The organism is Pantoea sp. GM_Pan_4 (genome assembly GCF_026541005.1).
Taxonomy (GTDB): domain Bacteria; phylum Pseudomonadota; class Gammaproteobacteria; order Enterobacterales; family Enterobacteriaceae; genus Pantoea; species Pantoea dispersa.
Genome location: NZ_JALNUZ010000003.1, coordinates 394,254 through 413,479, shown reverse-complemented (window position 1 = coordinate 413,479; position 19,226 = coordinate 394,254). Strand labels below are relative to the sequence as shown.

Here is a 19,226-nt window from a genome sequence, read left to right as displayed (position 1 = left end):
CATGTTTTAAACCGGTGCGCATCAATGCGCACCCTACGAAAAGCGCGCGCGGCCTGTAGGGTCACCATTTATGGTGACCACATCGCGCGCGCCTGATCACCCCGCCCTAATTCTCCTGATAAACAATCCCGGGCGGATTAACCTGCGAAATCTCCACCGCCTCGCCCTCTTCACCCCATCTTGCCAGCACCTGGTGATACTGGCCGCCAGCGATAGCGCCGTTGATCGCCTGCTGCAGCGCGACGTCCAGGCCATTGCCCTTCTTCGTGGTGACCGCCACCCAGGCGCGAAACGGTCCGTGCCCGACAATTTTGGTTTGCCCGCGCGAAGCCACTTTCCACGCCGCCATGGCCTGCGGCCCGAATGACGCATCGGCCCGGCCAGAGAGCAGCGCCAGCGTGGCGGAGGCATCATCGTTGAGATAAATCGGCTGCACCGGGGCCAGGCCCTGCGCCCGATTCTTCTCATCCCAGCTCAGTAAGATTCGCTCCTGATTGGTGCCGGAGCCCACGATAATCCGTTTGCCGGCCACGTCTTCCCGGCGACGAATTGCGCTGATTTTACTGTCCGCTTTCACCGCGAAGGCGTGGTTATCCGCGCGATAGGTGGCGAAATCAAACTTCTGCTTGCGCTCCTCGGTCACCGCGATATTAAACATCGCCACATCATAGCGCCCTGCCGTGATGCCCAGCGGCCAGTCCTCCCACGACGCCGGCACCAGCCTGAGTTTCAGACCGAGGCTGTCGGCCAGCAGGCGCGCAATGTCCGGGTCGCTGCCGATCAGCGTTTTATTATCGGACGCCCAGAGACCAATCGGCGGTGAATTATTGGCTGAAGTGGCGACGGTTAAATAGCCGGGGTGAACAAAATGAAATCCGGCGGGGATCTTCGCGATCGCCTGCGGATTGGCCGCCATGGTGATCGGCGTTTCGTTGTGACTGGCGTCCAGCTGTTGCGCACCTGTCGCGGGTGCCGCCAGCACCGCACCCGTCAGCGCGAGTATAATCACCGGCTTCATTACAGCACCCTGGCGAGGAAACGTTTGGTGCGCTCATGACGCGGCTGATTTAGCACCTGCTGGCTGCTGCCCTGCTCAACCACGCGCCCGTCAACCATAAACACCACGTTATCCGCCACTTCGCGCGCAAAGCCGATCTCGTGCGTGACAATCACCAGCGTGGTGCCGGATCGCGCCAGTTTTTTAATCACATCCAGCACTTCGCCCACCAGTTCCGGGTCGAGCGCCGAAGTCGGCTCATCAAACAGCATCACGCGCGGGTTAAGCATCAGCGCACGCGCAATCGCAATGCGCTGCTGCTGACCGCCAGAGAGATGCCGCGGCCAGGCATCGGCTTTGTGCCGCAGGCCGACCACATCCAGCAGCTCACCGGCGCGATCGATCGCTGCCCGGCGCGACAGCTGACGATGGGCAATCGGCGCTTCAATCAGATTTTCCAGCACCGTCAGGTGCGGAAACAGATTGAAGTTCTGGAACACATAGCCAACGTTGATGCGCTGCCGCAAAATCGCCTTCTCTTTCAGCTCATAGAGTTTATCGCCGCGCCGCTGATAACCGATGTAATCGCCATCGATCTGAATAAAGCCTTCATCCACGCGCTCCAGATGATTGATGGTGCGCAGCAGCGTCGATTTGCCAGAACCGGACGGTCCGAGGATCACCGTCACCGAACCGGGAGCCAGCTCAAGCGACACCTCATCCAGCGCTTTATGCCGGCCAAACGTCTTGCTGACGCCGGTAATACTGATGGCGCCGGTGGTATGCAGATAGCGGTAATCAATGGCTTCGGACATGAGACAGCTCCTCGTTGACGGCAGGGTTCACGCTGCGGTTGCGCCACTGGCGCCAGCGCGAAGGTTGCGGTTCACGCGTGACGCTGCGTGCCAGCCAGCGCTCGACGCTGTGCTGCAGCAGCGACAGCACGGTGGTGATGATCAGATACCAGGCGGCTCCGACCATCAGCAGCGGGATCACCTGCTGGGTGCGGTTGTAGATCATCTGGATGGTGTAAAACAGCTCGGGCATCGCCAGCACATACACCATCGAGGTGCCCTTGGCGAGGCTGATGATCTCATTAAAGGTGGTGGGAATAATCGCGCGCAGCGCCTGCGGCAGAATGATGCGAAACGTGCGGCGCGACGACGATAATCCCAGCGCCGAAGCGGCTTCAAACTGGCCGTGATCGACGCCGAGAAACCCGCCGCGAATAATCTCCGCGCTGTACGCGCTCTGCACCAGCGTCAGGCCAATCACCGCCGCCGGGAACTGGCCGAGCACGTTGATGGTCTGGAAGTGCCCCCAAGACAGGGCGGTGAACGGAATACCGAACGACAGCGTGTCGTACAGGTACGAGAAGTTATACAGAATGATCAGCACCACAATCAGCGGCAGCGAGCGAAACAGCCAGATATAGCCAAACGCCAGCGTGCTCAGCAGCCACGATGACGAGAGCCGCGCCAGGGCCAGCAGGCCGCCGAATATCAGGCTCAGCAGCGTGCCGCACAGCGTCAGCAGCAGCGTTTGTCCCAGGCCATTAAGAATCACCGGATCGAAAAACCAGCGGGCAAACACGCTCCACTCCCAGCGCGGATTAAAAGCCACGGAATCGATCACCGCCGCAAGGATAAACAGCGCGATGATGGCACCGACGGTACGCGCCGGATAGCGTGCGGGCACCACGGTCAAAGGTTGTTGCTTACTCATGGTGGCTCTCCTTAGCTGGCCTGCGCCACGTTGTGCACATCAATCACTTTGAGAAAACGCAGCCGGCCATCGTGCGGCGGCTGGCCGTAAATCTCCATATCTTCGCGCAGCTCAAACTGCGGCTGATAGCCGTGGCCGATATATAGCTGCACCGCTTCCGGCTGACGGAAACCGGTGGTGAGAAACACGCGCTGATAGCCTGCGCGTAGCGCCCGGCGCTCCAGCTCCTGCAGAATCAGCAGTGCCAGTCCCTGACGGCGCAGGTCACGCCGCGTCCAGATGCGCTTCAGTTCGGCGGTGGTAGCATCCCACGGTTTGTAGGCGCCCATGGCGATGATCTCACCGTCGCGCTCCAGCACGATGAACAGCCCGCGCGGCGGCAGATACCACTCGGTCAGCTCAACTTCATTGTGTTTCCTGAAGAAATCGCCGTAGCGTGCTGCATATTCACCAAACAGACCGTCAAGAATCGGCTGCAGCTCCGGCGCTTCCGGTGACACTTCGCGGAAAAATTGCTGGCTCATGCCTCCTCCTTAATCGCCCAGTCCGGGCGGATTGATCTCGGAACGATCCAGACGCTCCACGCCTTCACCCCAGCGGTTCAGCACCTTGTCGTAGTCACCGTTTTTGATCACGCCGTTGAGTGCGGTGTTGATTGGCTGCACCAGCCCGTTGTCTTTCTTCACGGTCACCGCGATGTGCGCCGCCTTCGGCCAGCCGCCGTCCACGCTACCCACCAGCCGGGTCTTTTTGGTCAGCGCCGCTTTCCACGCGCCAATCACGTTAGGGCCGAAGTAAGCGTCGGCGCGCCCGGCCTGTAGCGCCAGCGTCTGCGCAGCGTCATCTTTGGTATAAACCGGTGTGAAAGGCTTCAGTCCCTTAGCCTGATTCTCTTTATCCCAGGCCAGCAGGATGGCCTCCTGATTGGTGCCGGAGCCGACGATGATGCGCAGGCCGGCAATATCTTCTGCCTTGCTCAGCGAGGTAATCGGGCTGCTGGTTTTCACATAGAAGCCCAGCGAATCTTTACGGTAGGTGGCAAAATCAAAACGCTGTTTACGATCTTTGGTCACCGTCACGTTGGTAATCGCCGCGTCATATTTGCCCGATGCCACGCCCAGCGGCCAGTCTTCCCACGAGGTGGGCACGATGTTGAGCTTCAGCCCGAGGCTGTCGGCCACCAGACGCGCGATATCCACCTCACTGCCCAGCAGCGTTTTATTGTCGTCGCTGAATACCGTGAGCGGCGGCGAGTTGAGTGCCGCCACCGCCACGGTGAACGATCCCGGCACAGCAAATTTGTGGCCCGCCGGAATTTGCGCCACGGCGGCAGGATTCTCTGGCGTGTTGATGGGCGTTTTATTGGCGGCAAGGCTCACCTGCTGACCATTGACGGCCACGTCCTCGGCCAGTGCAGCACTGCTCAGGCTCAGTAACAGCAGCGCAATCAGGGATTTTTTCTGCATAGCGTGTTTTCTCATCGTTATTGTGGTGTGAACTGGTTGAGCGGCTGTTTCAGACCAAAGCTGGCGCGCAGCGTGCTGCCCGGGTATTCGCGACGCGTCAGGCCGCGCGCCTGGAGAACCGGAATCACCTGATCAACAAAACGCTCGAAGGTGTCCGGCGTGCCGCCCTGAATAATGAAACCGTCAGTGGCTTCGGTTTCGAACCACAGCTGCAGACCATCCGCCACCTGCTGTGGCGTACCGTGAAACAGCGGACGCGGCGTCGCGGCTTCCAGCGCGGCCTGGCGGAGCGTATGGCCGTGTTCACGCGCTTTGCGTTTGATTTCGTCGGTGGTGCTACGGAAGCTGTTCTGGCCAATATCGCCAATGTCCGGGAACGGCTGGTCGAGCGGATACTGCGAGAAGTCGTGATGGTCAAAGAAGCGACCGAGATAGTTGAGTGCATCCTCAATCGAGACCAGCGCCGCGGTGGTCTGGTACTGACGCTCGACGTCTGCGTCATCCTCCCCCACGATCACACTGACGCCCTGGAAAATGTGCAGATCGCCCGGTTCACGCCCGTTCGCCACCAGCTGCTGCTTCACATCCCGGTAGAACGCCTGCGCTTCTTCGCGCGTTGGCTGATGGGTGAAGATGGCATCGGCATGACGCGCCGCCAGCTTGCGGCCATCTTCCGATGCGCCCGCCTGAAAGATAATCGGCCGGCCCTGCGGCGTGCGCTCAATGTTCAGCGGCCCCTGTACCTGGAAAAAATCACCGTGATGATTCAGCGTGTGCAGTTTGTCAGGCGCATAGAACTGACCGCTGGCTTTATTGCGCACAAACGCGCCTTCTTCCCAGGAATCCCACAACCCTTTCACCACCTGCAGGTACTCGTCGGCGATGCGGTAGCGCAGCGCATGCTCGGGATGCTGCTGACGCGAAAAGTTTTTTGCCGAGCCCTCCAGCGGCGATGTCACCACATTCCAGCCCGCGCGCCCGCCGCTGAGATGGTCGAGACTGGCGAACTGGCGGGCAATGGTGAACGGCTCACTGTAGGAAGTGGACACCGTACCGACCAGGCCGAGATGCTCGGTGACGCCGGCCAGCGCCGACAGCAGCGTCAGCGGTTCAAAGCGGTTAAGAAAGTGCGGGATCGATTTCTCATTGATGAACAGGCCATCGGCGACAAACAGGAAATCCAGTTTGCCAGCCTCGGCTTTACGGGCGATACGGCGGGCGTAATCAAAACTGATGCTGGCATCCGCCTGCGCCGCCGGATGACGCCAGGCGGACATGTTGCCGGATGCGCCGTGCAGAATGGTGCCGAGGCGCAGTTGTCTTGCAGTCATAATCGTCTCTCTTTGCTCATGGCGCAGCCTGCCGGCGATAGCCTTATCGCCGTACAGCGCTGCCAGAAATGGAAGGAAATCAGTTAAGGATGACGTCGCGACATCGCGCGTTTAGCTGCTGCAATGCCTGTTGCGCCAGCTGACTGAAGTAGTGTGCCGCCGGGGCGATCAGCGCTTCATCGGGGTTGAAGCCACCGTGATGCAGGCCAAATTCACTGGCGCTGCCAATGCTGACAAACGCGCCCGGTAGCTGCTGCAGGTAATAAGCGAAATCTTCGCCGCCAAGGTGCAGCTCAGCCTGTTGCACCTGATAACCCACCTGCTGCGCCACCTGACTGGCAAACTGTGCCCAGTGGGCGTCGTTCTCCAGCACCGGCGGCCCCGGATGCCAGCTAAAAGTGGCCGTGGCACCGCTGGCGGCGGCGATATTGACCACCACCTCGCGTGCACGCTGCTCCAGCTGCGCGCGCACCTGTTTATCGTGCGTGCGCACCGTGCCGCCAAATTCCGCTTCAGCCGTCTGCTGACCGTCGTGCCTGTGTGCATCAATCCGCGTGACGCTCAGCACCAGACTGTCCAGCGTATTAAAGCTGCGGCTGGTGAGGGATTGCAGCGCCTGAATAATCTGGCTGGCGACCAGGATGCTGTTCACGTCCGCGCGGGTGCTGTGCACGCGCACCACAAATTTATCGGCGTTGGCATAAAACGCACCGCTGCGCGTGGCAAAGGTGCCCGTGGGCAAACCCGGTTCGTTGTGCATGCCAAAAATCGCCTGTACCTGATCCAGCACCCCCGCATCGATGAACTGCCGCGCGCCCTGGGCAATCTCTTCCGCCGGCTGGAACAGGATGCGCACCCGCCCCGCTAGCTGAGCTTCCCGTGTTTTCAGCTGCAGCGTGGCACCCAGTATCACTGCACTGTGCACATCGTGACCGCAGGCGTGCATGACGCCGGCTTGCCGTGAACGAAAAGGCAGCCCGGTGGCTTCATGGATCGGTAATGCATCGATATCGGCACGCAGGGCAATCAGGGGCGCGCCCTGACCCACTTCCGCCACCACGCCGGTGTGCAGCGGATAATCCAGCAGGCGCACGTCAGCCTGCTGCAGCCAGCGGCGCAGCCGCGCGCTGGTTTCCACTTCATGACCGGAGAGTTCCGGCCAGCTGTGCAGCTCGCGCCGCCAGTCAATCAGCTGCTGTTCGCTTACTATCGTCACAGGACCTCCCGGTCAGGCGCTAACCAGACGATGCGTCGCCAGCAGTTCGAGGGATTTCACCCGCGCCTGCTCCTTCGCCACCGGCGTATCGATAACAAACTCTTCAATGCCGTAGCGCTGGTGCAGCGCATCAAGCTGCGCGTGCACCTGTGCCGCGGTCCCTTTCAGCAGCGACGGCGTGCGTGGCTCAATCACGTAGTCACTGAACCCGCCCTGACGCACATAGCGCTCAGCCTGTTCAATGCTGCCGACGTTAACGCTCTGTCCGCCCGTCACGCTGACGTGATAAATGCGCAGTGTGTCGACCAGCAGGTCAGCTTCTGCCGGCGAATCCGCCACCACCACCTGTACCGCCACCAGCGCACGCTGACCCTGACTGTGCTGGCGATAGCTGTTCAGCACCTGCGCCATCAGTTGAGGATCGCCGTTGTGGTGTGCGGCGAACACCAGTTGCCAGCCGAGCTCTGCCGCCAGTCGGGCGCTCGCTTCGCTGGCCCCGAGCAGAAAGCGATTGGCCGGACGCGGCGGCTGCGGCGTGGCGCGCAGGATCTCCTCATCCCCCACCGGCGGCACACTGAGCCAGCTATCCAGCAGCGCCAGCTGTTCGGCAAAGCTGCCTTTCTCCTGCTGGCGCACCCCCAGTTGCAGCGCGCGGGTAGAAAGCGGCAGTCCGCCGGGCGCTTTACCCACGCCCAGGTCGATACGTCCAGGTGCCAGCGCAGCCAGCAGGTTGAAGTTTTCCGCCACTTTATAAGGGCTGTAGTGCTGCAACATCACGCCGCCGGAACCCACGCGGATATGCCGGGTCTGGCCAATGATCCAGGCAATCAACAATTCCGGCGAAGGACTCGCCAGCTGGTCGCTGTTGTGGTGTTCCGCCAGCCAGAAGCGGTGATAACCCCAGGCTTCCGCGCGCTGAGCCAGCTGCAGTGTGCGATGCAGGGCCTGCGTGGCGCTCTCACCGGCTGCAATCGGTGATTTGTCGAGCAAACTCAGTCGGTATGACATGCGCCTGTTCCTTATTTCGATGAATAGGGTTGCGATGAATATGGCGCTTAGTGTGGCGGGGAGATTTATATTTCGTAAAACAACTAAATCGGCAAAGCGATTCAGGAAATGAGAAATAGTCATAATACTGGTGGATGAAAGCCTGATTTTTCGTAAAGCGGATTTCGCTTTCTGTCGGGTTAACATTACGCGCGGAGGTAATGATCCGCAGAAGCAATAACATCAGCGCAGGTTTTCAGGTTGAGAAAAAACAATTTTATCGGGCCAGGAAAACAACCCGGTAATTGCGGCATACAATTAATTCTCCGCTTTTGTTATTTTCGCAAAAGCTTAGTGCAATTCATTGGTTCAACTCACGGGTTGCACATTTGATGATGATTTCAGCCCACCGGGCACTTGATAACAAAGGAAATCATCATGAAGACGCATTTTCACTTGCGGGCGCTGAGCTTAGCCCTGCTGACAGGGATATTTAGCGCCCACGCGGCGGAGACGCCGGTCAAAGGCGGCACGCTGATTTATCTGGAACAGCAGGCACATACCAATCTTTATCCGCCGGCCGGGGGTTTTTATCCCAACGGCGGCATTCTCAATCAGATCACCGACAAACTAACGTGGCAAAATCCGAAAACGCTGCAGGTGGAACCGTGGATTGCCGAAAGCTGGAGCAGCAACGCGGATAAAACGGAATACACCTTTAAAATTCGTCCTGGCGTCACCTTTTCCGATGGCACGCCGCTGGATGCGAATGCCGTAGCGAAAAACTTTGATACTTACGGACTCGGTAATAAAGCCCAGCGCCTGCCGGTATCTGAAGTGATTAATAATTACGAACGCAGCGAAGTGATTGATCCCCAGACGGTGAAGTTTTATTTCAAACAGCCCTCACCTGGATTTTTACAGGGCACGGCCACCATTGGCTCCGGGCTGGTTTCTCTCAGCACGCTGCAACGCAGTTTCGACCAGCTCGGCGATGCGCGCCATATTATTGGCTCCGGGCCGTTTGTGGTCAGCGATGAAAAGCTCGGGCGGGAAGTGGATTTAACCGCGCGCAAAGATTACCAGTGGGGACCGAAAAACAGCACCCAGCAGGGACCGGCGAATCTGGCTGGCATCAAATTTATCGTCACACCGGAAGATAGCGTGCGCATCGGCGCACTGCTGGCCGGCCAGGCCGATTTTATTCGCCAGGTGCAGGCGTATGACGAAAAACAGGCGCAGCAGCAGGCGTTCCCGGTTTACGCAGCGCCGACGCGTGGCGTCAACGACAGCATCAGCTTCCGCCCGGATAACCCGCTGGTCAGCGATCTGCGCGTACGTCAGGCGCTGTTGCACGCGACCAACGCGCAGCAGGTGGTGCAAACGCTGTTTTCACCTAACTATCCGCAGGCCACCTCGGTACTCGCCGCCTCGGCCGCCGGGTATATCAACCTCGCGGACAAACTGAAATACGATCCCGCCCGCGCCAGGCAACTGCTTGATGAGGCTGGCTGGCAGCCCGGCAGCGACGGCATCCGCGCTAAAGCGGGGCAAAAGCTGGCCCTGACCGTGTATGAATCGCTGCCGCAGCCGCAGAACAAAGAAGTGCTGCAGCTGGTGGCTCAGCAGTGGCGTCAGGTTGGCGTCCAGCTCACGGTGAAAGCCGGTGACGCCGGCAGCCGCACGCTGGACAACCTCGATCCGCTAAAAACCCCGCTCACGGTCTCGGAAGTGGGCCGCGCCGACCCGGACGTGGTGAAGAGCATGTTTTATCCCGCCAACCGCGATGCGCTGCTGCAAAAAGGCGGCTCCAGCGACAAAGTCCGGCATTTCCGTGACGACCAACTCAACAAGCTTTTGGTGGCGATCTCGGCCGAAGTCGATCCGACGAAACGTCTGGCGCTCACCGGAGACGCCCAGCGTTATCTGCTGGATCAGGCTTATGTGATCCCGATCTTTGAAGAGCCGCAGGTGTTTGCCGGCGCGCCGTGGCTGAAGGGCGTGAGCTTTGAAGCCGTAGGCCGACCGTCGTTCTACGGCGCATGGCTGGAAAAACATTGAGAGGATAATTATGCGACACGCACTGCTGCATAGAGCGGGACAAAGCCTGCTGGTGTTATGGGCGGCGTTTACCCTGTCGTTTCTGCTGCTGCAGGTGCTGCCGGGCGATGCGGTGCTGATCAAGTTCCAGAATCCGGATCTGGGTCTCAGCCCGCAGCAAATTGCAGAGATGCGGCAGGCCTACGGTGCCGATAGCCCGATCTGGCAGCAGTATCTGCATACGCTGCTGGCGATGCTGCGCGGTGACTTTGGCTACTCGGTGCAGGCAGGTGTGCCGGTCAGCGATCTGCTGCGCAGCAATCTGCCCGCCACGCTGCAGCTGGCGCTGGCCGGATTTGCCGTTGCCTGCGTGGTGGCCTTCGCACTGGCGGCGCTGGCGCGGCTGCCGGCGCTGCGCCTGCTACGCGCGCTATTGCAGTCGCTGCCGGCGCTGTTTATTTCGCTGCCGACGTTCTGGCTTGGTATCGCGCTGATTCAGCTGTTCTCCTTTCAACTGCGCTGGATCCCGGTGATCAACCCATCGCCCCTGCAGGGGCTGATTCTGCCGGTGCTGACCGTCGCCGTGCCCATCTCCGCCCCGCTGGCCCAGATTCTGTTGCGCAGCATCGATCAGGTTGCTATTCAGCCGTTTGTCGCCGTGGCCCGCGCCAAAGGTGCCAGCGCACAACACGTGCTGTGGCGCCATATCATGCGTAACGCGCTACTGCCGGTGCTCAATGTGGCCGGTTTGCTGCTGGGGGAACTGATCGCGGGCGCGCTGATTACCGAAACCGTGTTCGGCTTAAGCGGCATCGGCCAGCTGACCCAGCAGGCGGTCAACAATCAGGATGTGGCGGTGTTACAGGCGGTGGTGATGATCTCCGCACTGGCGTTTGTACTGATCAACCTGCTGGTCGATCTGCTGATGCCGCTGTTCGACCCACGTCTGCAAACTGTAGCCGGAGGAAATTCATGAGTCTGGTCGATTACTCTACCGCGCGTCAGGGACAGCCGGCCTTGCGGCGCGATCGTGCCCGCCGCCTGCAGCCCGGCTTGTGGCTGGCATGGACGGTGCTGGCGCTGGCGTTTGTGGCGGCCGTGGCACCGCAGCTGTTTACCCACTATAGCCCGACCGAAGGCATTGCCGGCGCGCAGCGCTTAGCGCCGCACAGTGCGCACTGGCTCGGCACCGATCAACTGGGACGCGACCTGCTGGCGCGCATCGTCTATGGCGCCTCGCAGTCGCTCTCTGCGGCGGTCGCAGCGGTGGCGATGGGGCTCACTGGCGGGACCGCGCTGGGCGTCCTGGCCGGGGCCGTGGGCGGCCGCACTGAACAGGCACTGATGCGACTGGTTGATGTGCTGCTTTCAATCCCGGCGCTGCTGCTGTCATTAAGCCTGCTGATCCTGCTGGGTTTTGGCACCGTGCACGCTGCGCTGGCGGTGGGCATCGCCTCGATTGCCAGTTTTGCCCGGCTGGCGCGCGGCGAAGTGGTGCGGGTACGCCGCAGTGAATATGTGGAAGCGGCTTATGGCAGTGGCGGCCGTTTCTGGCAGGTACTGTGGCGCCACATTGTCCCCAACTCGCTGACCGCGGTGATTGCCTTCGCCGCACTGCAGTTTGGTCAGGCCATTCTGGCGCTCTCAACCCTCAGCTTTCTCGGCTATGGCACGCCGCCACCGACCCCCGAATGGGGTTTGCTGATCGCCGAAGGCCGCAACTATCTGGCTACCGCGTGGTGGCTAACTACCTTTCCCGGCGTGGTGGTGGTCGCCGTGGTGCTGGCGGCGAATCGCGTCAGCCGTCAGCTGGCAGGAGGTGACGCATGACAGCGCTATTAAGCGTGGAAAACCTCAGCCTCAGCTATCGCCAGCGCGGTGTGTGGCGTGAAGTGGTACATAACGTGAGCTTTTCCCTGCAGCCGGGCGAAATGGTGGCGCTGGTCGGTGAATCCGGCTCAGGCAAAACCACCACGGCCCAGGCGATTATCGGTCTGCTGGCGGACAATGCCCGGCGCGATAGCGGTAAAATTTTGCTGAACGGCACCGATATCGCCGGCTGGTCATCCCGGCGCATGGACAGCGTGCGCGGCGTGCATATCAGTCTGGTGCCGCAGGATCCCGGTAATTCGCTTAATCCAGTGAAGACCATTGGCGATCAGGTTGGCGAGATCCTGCAGCTGCATCAGAAGCTTAGCCGGACCGCGCGCCAGCAGCGCGTACTGGAACTGCTGCAAAAAGTTGGGCTGAGCCATCCGGAGCAGCGCCTGCATCAATATCCGCATCAGCTCTCTGGCGGGATGAAGCAGCGCGTGCTGATTGCTATCGCTCTCGCCCTGCAACCACAGTTGATCATCGCCGATGAGCCGACCAGTGCGCTGGATGTCACGGTGCAAAAGCGCATTCTCGATCTGCTCGACCAGCTACGCCGTGAGTTCGCCACCGCCGTGCTGTTTGTCACCCACGACCTGGCGCTGGCCGCGGAACGCGCGGACCGTCTGCTGGTGTTTCGTCACGGCGAGATCCAGGAACAGGGAAGCGCAGCGACGCTGGTCAGCGCGCCACAGCATCCTTATACCCGCCAGCTGTTACAGGACGCGGTGCCCGATGCTGCCGCTCTGCCTTATCCGTCCGCAGCCCGTTTTTCCACACCGGCGATTCAGCTCAACGCCATCGATAAACAGTTTGCGCTTGGCAGGCAGCAGACGCTGACGGTGGCGAAAGCGGTCAGCCTGACGGTGCCACGCGGCACGACGCACGCGCTGGTGGGTGAATCCGGCTCCGGCAAAACCACGCTGGCGCGCATTCTGCTTGGCTTTGAACGCGCCGATCGCGGCAAAGTGGTGATTGACGGCATTGATGCCAGCAGCCTGCGCGGCGAAGCGCTGCGCCAGCTACGGCGCAAAATACAGTTTGTTTACCAGAATCCGTTCGCCTCGCTCGATCCGCGCCAGACGCTGTTTAACATCATTGAAGAACCGCTGCGCAACTTTGGCTCGCTCAGCGCCGCCGCGCGCCAGCAGCGGGTGCACGAGGTAGCGCAGCGGGTGGCACTGCCGCTGGATCTGCTGACGCGCAAGCCGCGCGAGCTGTCCGGCGGCCAGCGTCAGCGCGTCGCCATCGCACGGGCGTTGATCCCGCAACCGGCGATCCTGGTGCTGGATGAGGCAACGTCGGCGCTGGACGTCACGGTGCAGGCGCAGATTCTGCAATTGCTGCAACAGTTACAGCGCGAGCTGGGCCTCACCTATCTGTTTATCACCCACGATTTAGCCACCGTACGACGGCTGGCACACAGCGTTACCGTGCTGCGTGCCGGCGAAGTGGTTGAACAAGGTGACACCGTCACACTGTTCAATGCGCCGCAGCACCCTTACACCCGCGCGTTGATTGACGCCATTCCGGTTTTCCGTCCGCTGATTAAGGAGTCTGCATGACGCGCAAACGCATCGGTTTTTTTACCCGCCTGCTCGACGACACCACGGCGCAACAGCGCTACCGGCTGGCGACGGAACAAATTCAGCACGCTGAACGCTGCGGATTTGACAGTGCCTGGATCGCGCAGCACCACTTTCATGAAAAAGAAGGCGGGCTGCCCTCACCGCTGGTGTTTCTTGCCCACGTGGCCGCGCACACCCGTCATATCCGCCTCGGCACCGGCATCATCACCCTGCCGCTGGAAAATGCCCTGCGCGTGGCCGAAGACGCGGCGGTGCTGGACCTGCTGAGCGACGGACGACTGGAGGTGGGGCTCGGCTCCGGCGGCACGCCAACCTCATTTTTGCCGTTTGGCCTGACCAGCGAACAGCGCGCCGGCGTGTTTGCCGACCAGTTGCATACGCTGCTCAGCGCGTGGCGCGGCGACACGCTGGCCCATCCGGACAATCATCTCTATCCGCCGGCTCCCACGCTGGCGCAGCGTGTGTGGATCGCCACCTTTTCCGTTGCAGGCGCGACGCGTGCCGGCCAGGCCGGTCACGGGCTGATGTTATCGCGCACCCAGCCGCGGCCGGCGGGTCAGCCGGACCTGTCGCTGCAGCAGCTGCAAAACCCGATGATCGATGCTTATCTCGCGGCGCTGCCGTCGGGCGTTGCGCCCCGCATCCTGGCCTCACGCACCGCGTTTGTTGCCGACTCGAACGACTACGCGCGCCGCCTTGCCGCGCCCGGTCTGCAGCGCCAGGCGGAGCAGTTTCGCAAGGCGGGCCACGACATCACCGGCAGCACGCTGGAGAGTCATGCGCGCCAGCTCGATGCGCATATCGGCGATGCGGACGCGGTGCTGGCTTCGCTGCTGGCCGACAGCACGCTGACGCGCGCCACCGACATCACCTTCCAGGTGCACTCTATCGATCCGCCGCACGCCGATACGCTGCGTTCGGTGGCGTTAATTGCTGAACATATTGCCCCCACGCTGCGTGCGCTGGGTACCGCTTAACAGGAGAAAACCATGTCTCAGGCTACAGATTTACTGGCGGCGCTGGCCGATATCGACCCGGCGGCGCAACTGGCAGAGGCGCGCAACGTGCGTCAGGCCGCGACCCGACACGCCCAGGGCAGCTATGAGGTGCTGTTTGGCGAGGATGACGACGATTTCCCGCTGGCGCAGCGCTACGCGCTCGCCGGGCAGGTCGCCGGCTGGCACGGCGTCACGTCATTGCAGGCACACTATCAGCAGCAATCCAGCGAAAGCCCGGCAGATGCGCGCTTTGCCGCCGGTCGCGCCTTTGCTGAACTGCTGAGCCTGCATCCGGTCGACGCCACACCGCAACAACTGACCACGCTGCACCATGCCGGCTGGACGCCGCGCGGCATCGTCACGCTGGCGCAGCTGGTGGGATTTGTCAGCTTTCAAAGTCGCCTGCTGACCGGCCTGCGCCTGCTGAGCGGTGAAGCATCGCGCGCCCAGCCCCATGCGGTGGCCGGCAAATGGCATAGCGCCCCGCTCACGGCCAGCGGTCAGACTGCGCTCACCGCGTTTACCCAGCAGGAGCTGGGCTGGGAGCCGTGGCTGGCAGCCAAACCGCTCAGCGAGTTTACGGCGGAAGAACAGGCGACGCTGGCAAAAAACGGTCATAGCGAGTCCGACTATTTCCGTCTGCTGGCGCGCAATCTGCCGCTGCTGGAACAACGCACGCTGACGGATAAAGGCATTTTTTATACGCCGGGCGGTTTACCTCGCGCCGAGCGTGAACTGGCGGCCACGGTGGTGAGTAAAGTCAACGGCTGCATTTACTGCGCGTCCGTGCATGCCCGCAAAGCCAGTCAGCTGTCAAAAGATGAGACTGCGGTGCAAAAACTCCTGAATGTCGCGCCAAGCGCCGAGCTGGCACACGGCCAGTCCGCGCGCTGGGCGGCGATTATCGATTTTGTCGCCACCTTATCGCTAACCCCGGTCGCCAGCAGCCAGACCCAGCTGCAGGCGCTGCGCGAGCACGGACTGGATACGCTGCAGCTGCTGGACCTGATCCAGTCCGCCGCGTTTTTTGCCTGGGCCAACCGCCTGATGCTAACGCTGGGCGAACCTTTCTTACCCGAACAGCCGCAGGGATGACCATGACACACACGTTATCTGCCACACCGGCAGCGTTTACTGACCATTTTCATATCACCATTCACGGCAAAGGCGCTCACGCTGCACGTCCGCATGAGGGTATCGACAGTATCGTTACCGGCAGCCACATCGTCAGCGCGCTGGCGGCCGCCGGCCTGGATGTCACCCGCTTTCAGGGTGGCAACAGCTGGAACGTGCTGCCGCCAGAGGTCGTCGTGGAAGGCGTGCTGCACAGCGAGGATGCCAGCGCGCGCCAGCGATCATCGGCGCAGGCCGCGACGCTGGTCAGCCATATTGCCCGGGCGTTCGGCGCCGAAGCGCAGCTCGCCTGGCAACCGCAACGCGAAGCCGAACGCAGCGCGACACCGCGGTCATCGTAATGATGCGAACCAGGAGGCAGATAATGGCGATACCGGTACCCGTTCCACAGCTCGATCATGCAGTGATCAATGTTGCCGATCGGCTGGATGACGCCAGCGCGCTGTATCGCCGGCTCGGTTTCCAGCTCACGCCACGCGGCCATCATTCGCTGGGCTCCAGTAATCATCTGGCGGTGTTTGGTGATAATTATCTGGAACTGCTGGGCTATGAAGCCGGGCGTGCGCACCGGCGTCAGGATATCTGGCAGGCACCGGCGGGCCTGAGCGGTCTGGTATGGAAAACCGGCGATGCCGATGCGGTGTGGCGATATCTGGAAAGTCAGGATATTGATGGCGATCCCGCCGCCAGTTTTTACCGGCCGGTGCAGTTGCCGGATGGTAGCGCACAGCAGGCGCGTTTTCGCACCGTTCGCCTGCGCCCCGCACTGGTGCCAAACGGACGCAGTTTTTTCTGCCAGCATGAGACACCGCAGGCGGTCTGGCAACCAGTGTGGCAGCAGCATCCCAACGCGGTGACCGATATTATTGAGTTTGTAGTAGTGGCTCAGGATCCGGCAGCCGCCGCGCTGCCCTACAGTCGTTTATTTGGTGCCGATAAGCTCACCGCCTGTCAGCAGGGCGCGTTTGTGCTGAAAGCGGGCGTGGCCACCGTGCGCTTTGCCGCTGCGCACTATGTGACGCAGCGCTTTACCGGCCTGCCGCCCGATTATGACGGCAGTGCGCGTATGGCCGCGCTGACGCTGCGCAGCAGCGACTTACGCAGGGTGAAAGCCAGCCTGCTGCTGGGCGATGTGCCTTTCCGCGAAGAGCCGGATGCCATCGTGGTCAGCGCGGAACAAGCCAGCGGCGTGGCGCTAAGGTTTCAGCTATGAAAGCATTGTCGGAGTAGATTGCCTGCTGACGACCTGGCAAGCGAACCAGATCTTAATCTCATCGCTTACTGTAGAAATGGAAACACGACAACAGGCCGTTATTAAAACGGCCTGTTGTCGTGGCTATAACGCCTGATTATCAGCGTATAATTTATTATTTATACACTGTTGCCGTACCCTGTATTTTCTTGCCTTCTTTGCCGGAGGTGATCACAAAATATTTACCCCCCATCTCATCAGCCTTTTTCGAGATTTCAGCCATGGCCTCTGCCGGTGAACTGTATTCATTATTGGTACTAACCTTACCAACTTCCTGATACTGCTTAGCCTCTTCTTTAGTAATCTCCTGCGCTGCCAGAGCCGATAAAGAGAAAGTTGACACCACCAGCAATGACATTATTGCTACCGTAATTTTTTTCATAAATCACCCCAGATTAATTGATTCCATCCCGTTCCGGATGGCCTTTTAAGGCTTAGGTGAGTCATAAAAATAACGCAAACCTGAACGATGAAAAATATGACCCGCCTCGTAAAAAATAACCAGCCACTTTCAACTCACAGAAAAATAATTCATATATTACAATAAATTAAGTTATTTTAAGACTATTCAAAATAAGAAATACCTTAGCCGAAATGCGGAGCAGAGCGATACGGCAGAAAAAAATCACTCTGCTGCTCACATTTTTAAAATAGCACTTGGCATTCCAGTTATGAGCCGCTATGGTTGCTACATAACCAGATACACAGCCTGCTCATTTTTTGCATTTTTATACCTTGGTTACTTATATCCTCTCGCACACCGCATATTTTTCGCCTGCACGCAGCCTGCGTGCAGCGGGCCACGCTTTAATAAAAACTATTTAAAATCACAGATAATCAGACTGACTGAGCACCGCCATTCCGCACCGGGAAATAGCTATCAAAAAGATGCGTTTATTCATCTGCCGTCCTTTCAGGGTAAGGAGGAAATAACCGTCTTCGCAGCACTTATTCGGTCGGAAAAATTCTGACCTGGTCGGAATACAATTATCGGAGTGCAGAAATGTCCAGATTACCTTTTAGCAAGTCACTATTAGCGTCCATGCTATCTGTGGCCTGCTGTTCCTGGAGCGCCCATGCGGCTCCTCAATCCCCGACGCCCTCTACCGCGCCCGAGCAAAATTCGGGCAAGCCTAACATCGTGGTGATTTTTGGCGATGACATTGGCTACTGGAACATCAGTTCCTATAACCAGGGCACCATGGGATACAAAACGCCCAACATCGACAGTATTGCCGCCGAGGGCGCCAAATTCACCTCGTATTACGCGGAGCAAAGCTCCACCGCCGGACGCTCGTCGTTTATCACCGGGCAGATGCCGTTCCGCACCGGCATGAGTAAAGTCGGTATGCCAGGTGCGCCGCAGGGCCTGCAGAAAGAAGATCCGACCATTGCCTCGATCCTGAAACAGCTCGGCTATGCCACCGGTCAGTTTGGTAAAAACCATCTGGGCGATCGCAATGAATTCCTGCCTACCGCACACGGTTTCGACGAGTTCTTTGGCAATCTGTATCACCTGAACGCCGAAGAAGAACCGGAGAACCCGGACTATCCGAAAGATCCTGAGTACCGTAAACAGTTCGGTCCGCGCGGCGTCATTAAAGCCAGCGCGGATGGCAAGGTTGAAGATACCGGGCCACTGAACGTGAAACGTATGGGCACGGTGGATGAAGAGTTCCTCGCCGCCAACAACGATTTCATGGAGCGTCAGGTCAAAGCGGGCAAACCGTTTTTTACCTGGTTCAACACCACGCGCATGCACAACAAAACGCACATTAAACCGCAGGATCAGGGCGTGACCGGCCTCGGCGACTACGCGGACGGCATGGTTGAGCACGATAAAATGATCGGCGAGGTGCTGAAGAAAATTAAAGACCTGGGTATCGAAGATAACACCATCGTGATTTACACCACCGACAACGGTCCGATGATCGCCACCTGGCCTGATGCCGGCATGACGCCATTCCGCGGTGAGAAAAATACCGGCTGGGAGGGCGGGTTCCGCGTCCCCGCGATGATCAAATGGCCGGGGCATATTAAGCCCGGCACGATGATCAACGATATTTTCGGCAGCAACGACTGGTTCCCGACGCTGGTTGCCGCAGCGGGGGTGCCGGATATCAAACAGCAGCTGCTGAAAGGCTATAAGACCAGCGCCATGACCTACAAAGTGCATCTGGACGGTTACAACCAGCTGGATTTCCTGCAGGGCAAAGGGCCCGACCAGCGTAATGAGTTCTTCTACTGGAGCGATGACGGCGATCTGTTAGCGATGCGCTACGGTCGCTGGAAAGCCCATTTCATGATTCAGGAACACACCGGCCTCGACCTGTGGAAATATCCGTTCGTTAAACTGCGCACGCCACTGATCTTCGACCTGGAGATCGACCCGCTGGAGCGCGGTGACAGCGGTATGGATTACAACCACTGGTTCTATGACCGTCTGTTCCTGCTGGGTGGCGCGCAGAAATATGCCGCAGAAATGCTGCAAAGCTTCAAAGTGTTCCCGCCTCGTCAGAAACCCGGCTCCTTTACCGTTTCGGATGTGCAGAAACTGATTGACGAAGGCAGCCCGGCCACTAACTGAGTTAAGATTCACAGCCGGGCACGCCGTGCCCG

The 19,226-nt window shown here is 59.7% G+C and carries 18 protein-coding genes; 9 read left to right on the top strand and 9 right to left on the bottom strand.

The window, feature by feature from the left end; translation table 11 throughout:
- Nucleotides 1-106: 106 nt before the first annotated feature.
- The 8 genes from OXR61_RS10990 to OXR61_RS10955 all read right to left on the bottom strand — a co-directional run bounded on the left by OXR61_RS10990 (nucleotide 107) and on the right by OXR61_RS10955 (nucleotide 7,743).
- Nucleotides 107-1,018: an ABC transporter substrate-binding protein gene (locus OXR61_RS10990; RefSeq protein WP_021509062.1), complete on the bottom strand. Its 912-nt coding sequence runs from the start codon at nucleotides 1,016-1,018 to the stop codon at nucleotides 107-109.
- A complete protein-coding gene (locus tag OXR61_RS10985) occupies nucleotides 1,018-1,812 on the bottom strand; it encodes an amino acid ABC transporter ATP-binding protein (RefSeq protein ID WP_021509061.1) in 795 nt (264 codons plus the stop codon). Before OXR61_RS10985 ends, OXR61_RS10990 begins: the two co-directional genes overlap by 1 nt.
- Nucleotides 1,796-2,722: an amino acid ABC transporter permease gene (locus tag OXR61_RS10980; protein WP_021509060.1), complete on the bottom strand. Its 927-nt coding sequence runs from the start codon at nucleotides 2,720-2,722 to the stop codon at nucleotides 1,796-1,798. Before OXR61_RS10980 ends, OXR61_RS10985 begins: the two co-directional genes overlap by 17 nt.
- Before the next feature lie 11 nt (nucleotides 2,723-2,733).
- A complete protein-coding gene (locus OXR61_RS10975; protein ID WP_021509059.1) occupies nucleotides 2,734-3,246 on the bottom strand; it encodes a GNAT family N-acetyltransferase in 513 nt (170 codons plus the stop codon).
- Nucleotides 3,247-3,255: 9 nt separating this feature from the next.
- On the bottom strand, nucleotides 3,256-4,188 hold the full coding sequence (locus tag OXR61_RS10970; RefSeq protein ID WP_021509058.1) for an ABC transporter substrate-binding protein: 933 nt from the start codon (nucleotides 4,186-4,188) through the stop codon (nucleotides 3,256-3,258).
- A gap of 17 nt (nucleotides 4,189-4,205) precedes the next feature.
- A complete protein-coding gene (locus OXR61_RS10965) occupies nucleotides 4,206-5,522 on the bottom strand; it encodes an LLM class flavin-dependent oxidoreductase (RefSeq protein WP_196368261.1) in 1,317 nt (438 codons plus the stop codon).
- A 76-nt stretch (nucleotides 5,523-5,598) separates the two neighbouring features.
- A complete protein-coding gene (locus OXR61_RS10960; RefSeq protein ID WP_021509056.1) occupies nucleotides 5,599-6,735 on the bottom strand; it encodes an amidohydrolase in 1,137 nt (378 codons plus the stop codon).
- Between the two features lie 12 nt (nucleotides 6,736-6,747).
- Nucleotides 6,748-7,743 (bottom strand): MsnO8 family LLM class oxidoreductase, encoded by a 996-nt coding sequence (locus OXR61_RS10955; protein WP_021509055.1) that lies wholly within the window; start codon nucleotides 7,741-7,743, stop codon nucleotides 6,748-6,750.
- A gap of 417 nt (nucleotides 7,744-8,160) precedes the next feature.
- Here OXR61_RS10955 and OXR61_RS10950 point away from each other — a divergent pair, with 417 nt between their 5' ends.
- From OXR61_RS10950 to OXR61_RS10915, 8 genes are read left to right on the top strand one after another with little or no spacing between them, the layout of a single operon-like run.
- Nucleotides 8,161-9,783 (top strand): TIGR04028 family ABC transporter substrate-binding protein, encoded by a 1,623-nt coding sequence (locus OXR61_RS10950; protein ID WP_021509053.1) that lies wholly within the window; start codon nucleotides 8,161-8,163, stop codon nucleotides 9,781-9,783.
- A 10-nt stretch (nucleotides 9,784-9,793) separates the two neighbouring features.
- On the top strand, nucleotides 9,794-10,738 hold the full coding sequence (locus OXR61_RS10945; protein WP_021509052.1) for an ABC transporter permease: 945 nt from the start codon (nucleotides 9,794-9,796) through the stop codon (nucleotides 10,736-10,738).
- Nucleotides 10,735-11,592 (top strand): ABC transporter permease, encoded by an 858-nt coding sequence (locus tag OXR61_RS10940; protein WP_021509051.1) that lies wholly within the window; start codon nucleotides 10,735-10,737, stop codon nucleotides 11,590-11,592. The genes OXR61_RS10945 and OXR61_RS10940 overlap by 4 nt, the downstream gene beginning before the upstream one ends.
- Nucleotides 11,589-13,199, top strand: coding sequence for an ABC transporter ATP-binding protein (locus OXR61_RS10935; RefSeq protein WP_021509050.1), 1,611 nt, complete (start codon nucleotides 11,589-11,591; stop codon nucleotides 13,197-13,199). Before OXR61_RS10940 ends, OXR61_RS10935 begins: the two co-directional genes overlap by 4 nt.
- The gene (locus tag OXR61_RS10930) at nucleotides 13,196-14,200 is read left to right on the top strand and encodes a putative FMN-dependent luciferase-like monooxygenase (RefSeq protein WP_021509049.1); all 1,005 of its coding nucleotides are present in this window, start codon (nucleotides 13,196-13,198) and stop codon (nucleotides 14,198-14,200) included. Before OXR61_RS10935 ends, OXR61_RS10930 begins: the two co-directional genes overlap by 4 nt.
- A 12-nt stretch (nucleotides 14,201-14,212) precedes the next feature.
- On the top strand, nucleotides 14,213-15,316 hold the full coding sequence (locus tag OXR61_RS10925; protein WP_021509048.1) for an alkylhydroperoxidase domain protein: 1,104 nt from the start codon (nucleotides 14,213-14,215) through the stop codon (nucleotides 15,314-15,316).
- A 2-nt stretch (nucleotides 15,317-15,318) separates the two neighbouring features.
- A complete protein-coding gene (locus tag OXR61_RS10920; protein ID WP_031280000.1) occupies nucleotides 15,319-15,696 on the top strand; it encodes a peptidase dimerization domain-containing protein in 378 nt (125 codons plus the stop codon).
- Between the two features lie 23 nt (nucleotides 15,697-15,719).
- Nucleotides 15,720-16,568: a VOC family protein gene (locus OXR61_RS10915; RefSeq protein WP_021509046.1), complete on the top strand. Its 849-nt coding sequence runs from the start codon at nucleotides 15,720-15,722 to the stop codon at nucleotides 16,566-16,568.
- A 154-nt stretch (nucleotides 16,569-16,722) separates the two neighbouring features.
- Here the strand turns inward: OXR61_RS10915 and OXR61_RS10910 are convergent, their stop codons facing one another.
- Nucleotides 16,723-16,989 carry a YdgH/BhsA/McbA-like domain containing protein gene (locus OXR61_RS10910; RefSeq protein WP_021312866.1) on the bottom strand — a complete coding sequence of 89 codons (267 nt, stop codon included), beginning with the start codon at nucleotides 16,987-16,989 and terminating at the stop codon, nucleotides 16,723-16,725.
- Between the two features lie 621 nt (nucleotides 16,990-17,610).
- Here OXR61_RS10910 and OXR61_RS10905 point away from each other — a divergent pair.
- Nucleotides 17,611-19,194 (top strand): arylsulfatase, encoded by a 1,584-nt coding sequence (locus tag OXR61_RS10905; RefSeq protein ID WP_267412104.1) that lies wholly within the window; start codon nucleotides 17,611-17,613, stop codon nucleotides 19,192-19,194.
- The last annotated feature ends 32 nt before the right edge of the window (nucleotides 19,195-19,226 follow it).

Excerpts from the sequence above, each read along its gene's own strand:
- OXR61_RS10910 (WP_021312866.1), bottom strand. The coding sequence starts at position 16,989 with ATGAAAAAAATTACGGTAGCAATAATGTCATTGCTGGTGGTGTCAACT.
- OXR61_RS10985 (WP_021509061.1), bottom strand. The coding sequence starts at position 1,812 with ATGTCCGAAGCCATTGATTACCGCTATCTGCATACCACCGGCGCCATC.
- OXR61_RS10920 (WP_031280000.1), top strand. The coding sequence starts at position 15,319 with ATGACACACACGTTATCTGCCACACCGGCAGCGTTTACTGACCATTTT.
- OXR61_RS10980 (WP_021509060.1), bottom strand. The coding sequence starts at position 2,722 with ATGAGTAAGCAACAACCTTTGACCGTGGTGCCCGCACGCTATCCGGCG.
- OXR61_RS10945 (WP_021509052.1), top strand. The coding sequence starts at position 9,794 with ATGCGACACGCACTGCTGCATAGAGCGGGACAAAGCCTGCTGGTGTTA.
- OXR61_RS10905 (WP_267412104.1), top strand. The coding sequence starts at position 17,611 with ATGTCCAGATTACCTTTTAGCAAGTCACTATTAGCGTCCATGCTATCT.
- OXR61_RS10975 (WP_021509059.1), bottom strand. The coding sequence starts at position 3,246 with ATGAGCCAGCAATTTTTCCGCGAAGTGTCACCGGAAGCGCCGGAGCTG.
- OXR61_RS10930 (WP_021509049.1), top strand. The coding sequence starts at position 13,196 with ATGACGCGCAAACGCATCGGTTTTTTTACCCGCCTGCTCGACGACACC.
- OXR61_RS10950 (WP_021509053.1), top strand. The coding sequence starts at position 8,161 with ATGAAGACGCATTTTCACTTGCGGGCGCTGAGCTTAGCCCTGCTGACA.
- OXR61_RS10935 (WP_021509050.1), top strand. The coding sequence starts at position 11,589 with ATGACAGCGCTATTAAGCGTGGAAAACCTCAGCCTCAGCTATCGCCAG.
- OXR61_RS10990 (WP_021509062.1), bottom strand. The coding sequence starts at position 1,018 with ATGAAGCCGGTGATTATACTCGCGCTGACGGGTGCGGTGCTGGCGGCA.
- OXR61_RS10970 (WP_021509058.1), bottom strand. The coding sequence starts at position 4,188 with ATGCAGAAAAAATCCCTGATTGCGCTGCTGTTACTGAGCCTGAGCAGT.
- OXR61_RS10955 (WP_021509055.1), bottom strand. The coding sequence starts at position 7,743 with ATGTCATACCGACTGAGTTTGCTCGACAAATCACCGATTGCAGCCGGT.
- OXR61_RS10940 (WP_021509051.1), top strand. The coding sequence starts at position 10,735 with ATGAGTCTGGTCGATTACTCTACCGCGCGTCAGGGACAGCCGGCCTTG.
- OXR61_RS10915 (WP_021509046.1), top strand. The coding sequence starts at position 15,720 with ATGGCGATACCGGTACCCGTTCCACAGCTCGATCATGCAGTGATCAAT.
- OXR61_RS10925 (WP_021509048.1), top strand. The coding sequence starts at position 14,213 with ATGTCTCAGGCTACAGATTTACTGGCGGCGCTGGCCGATATCGACCCG.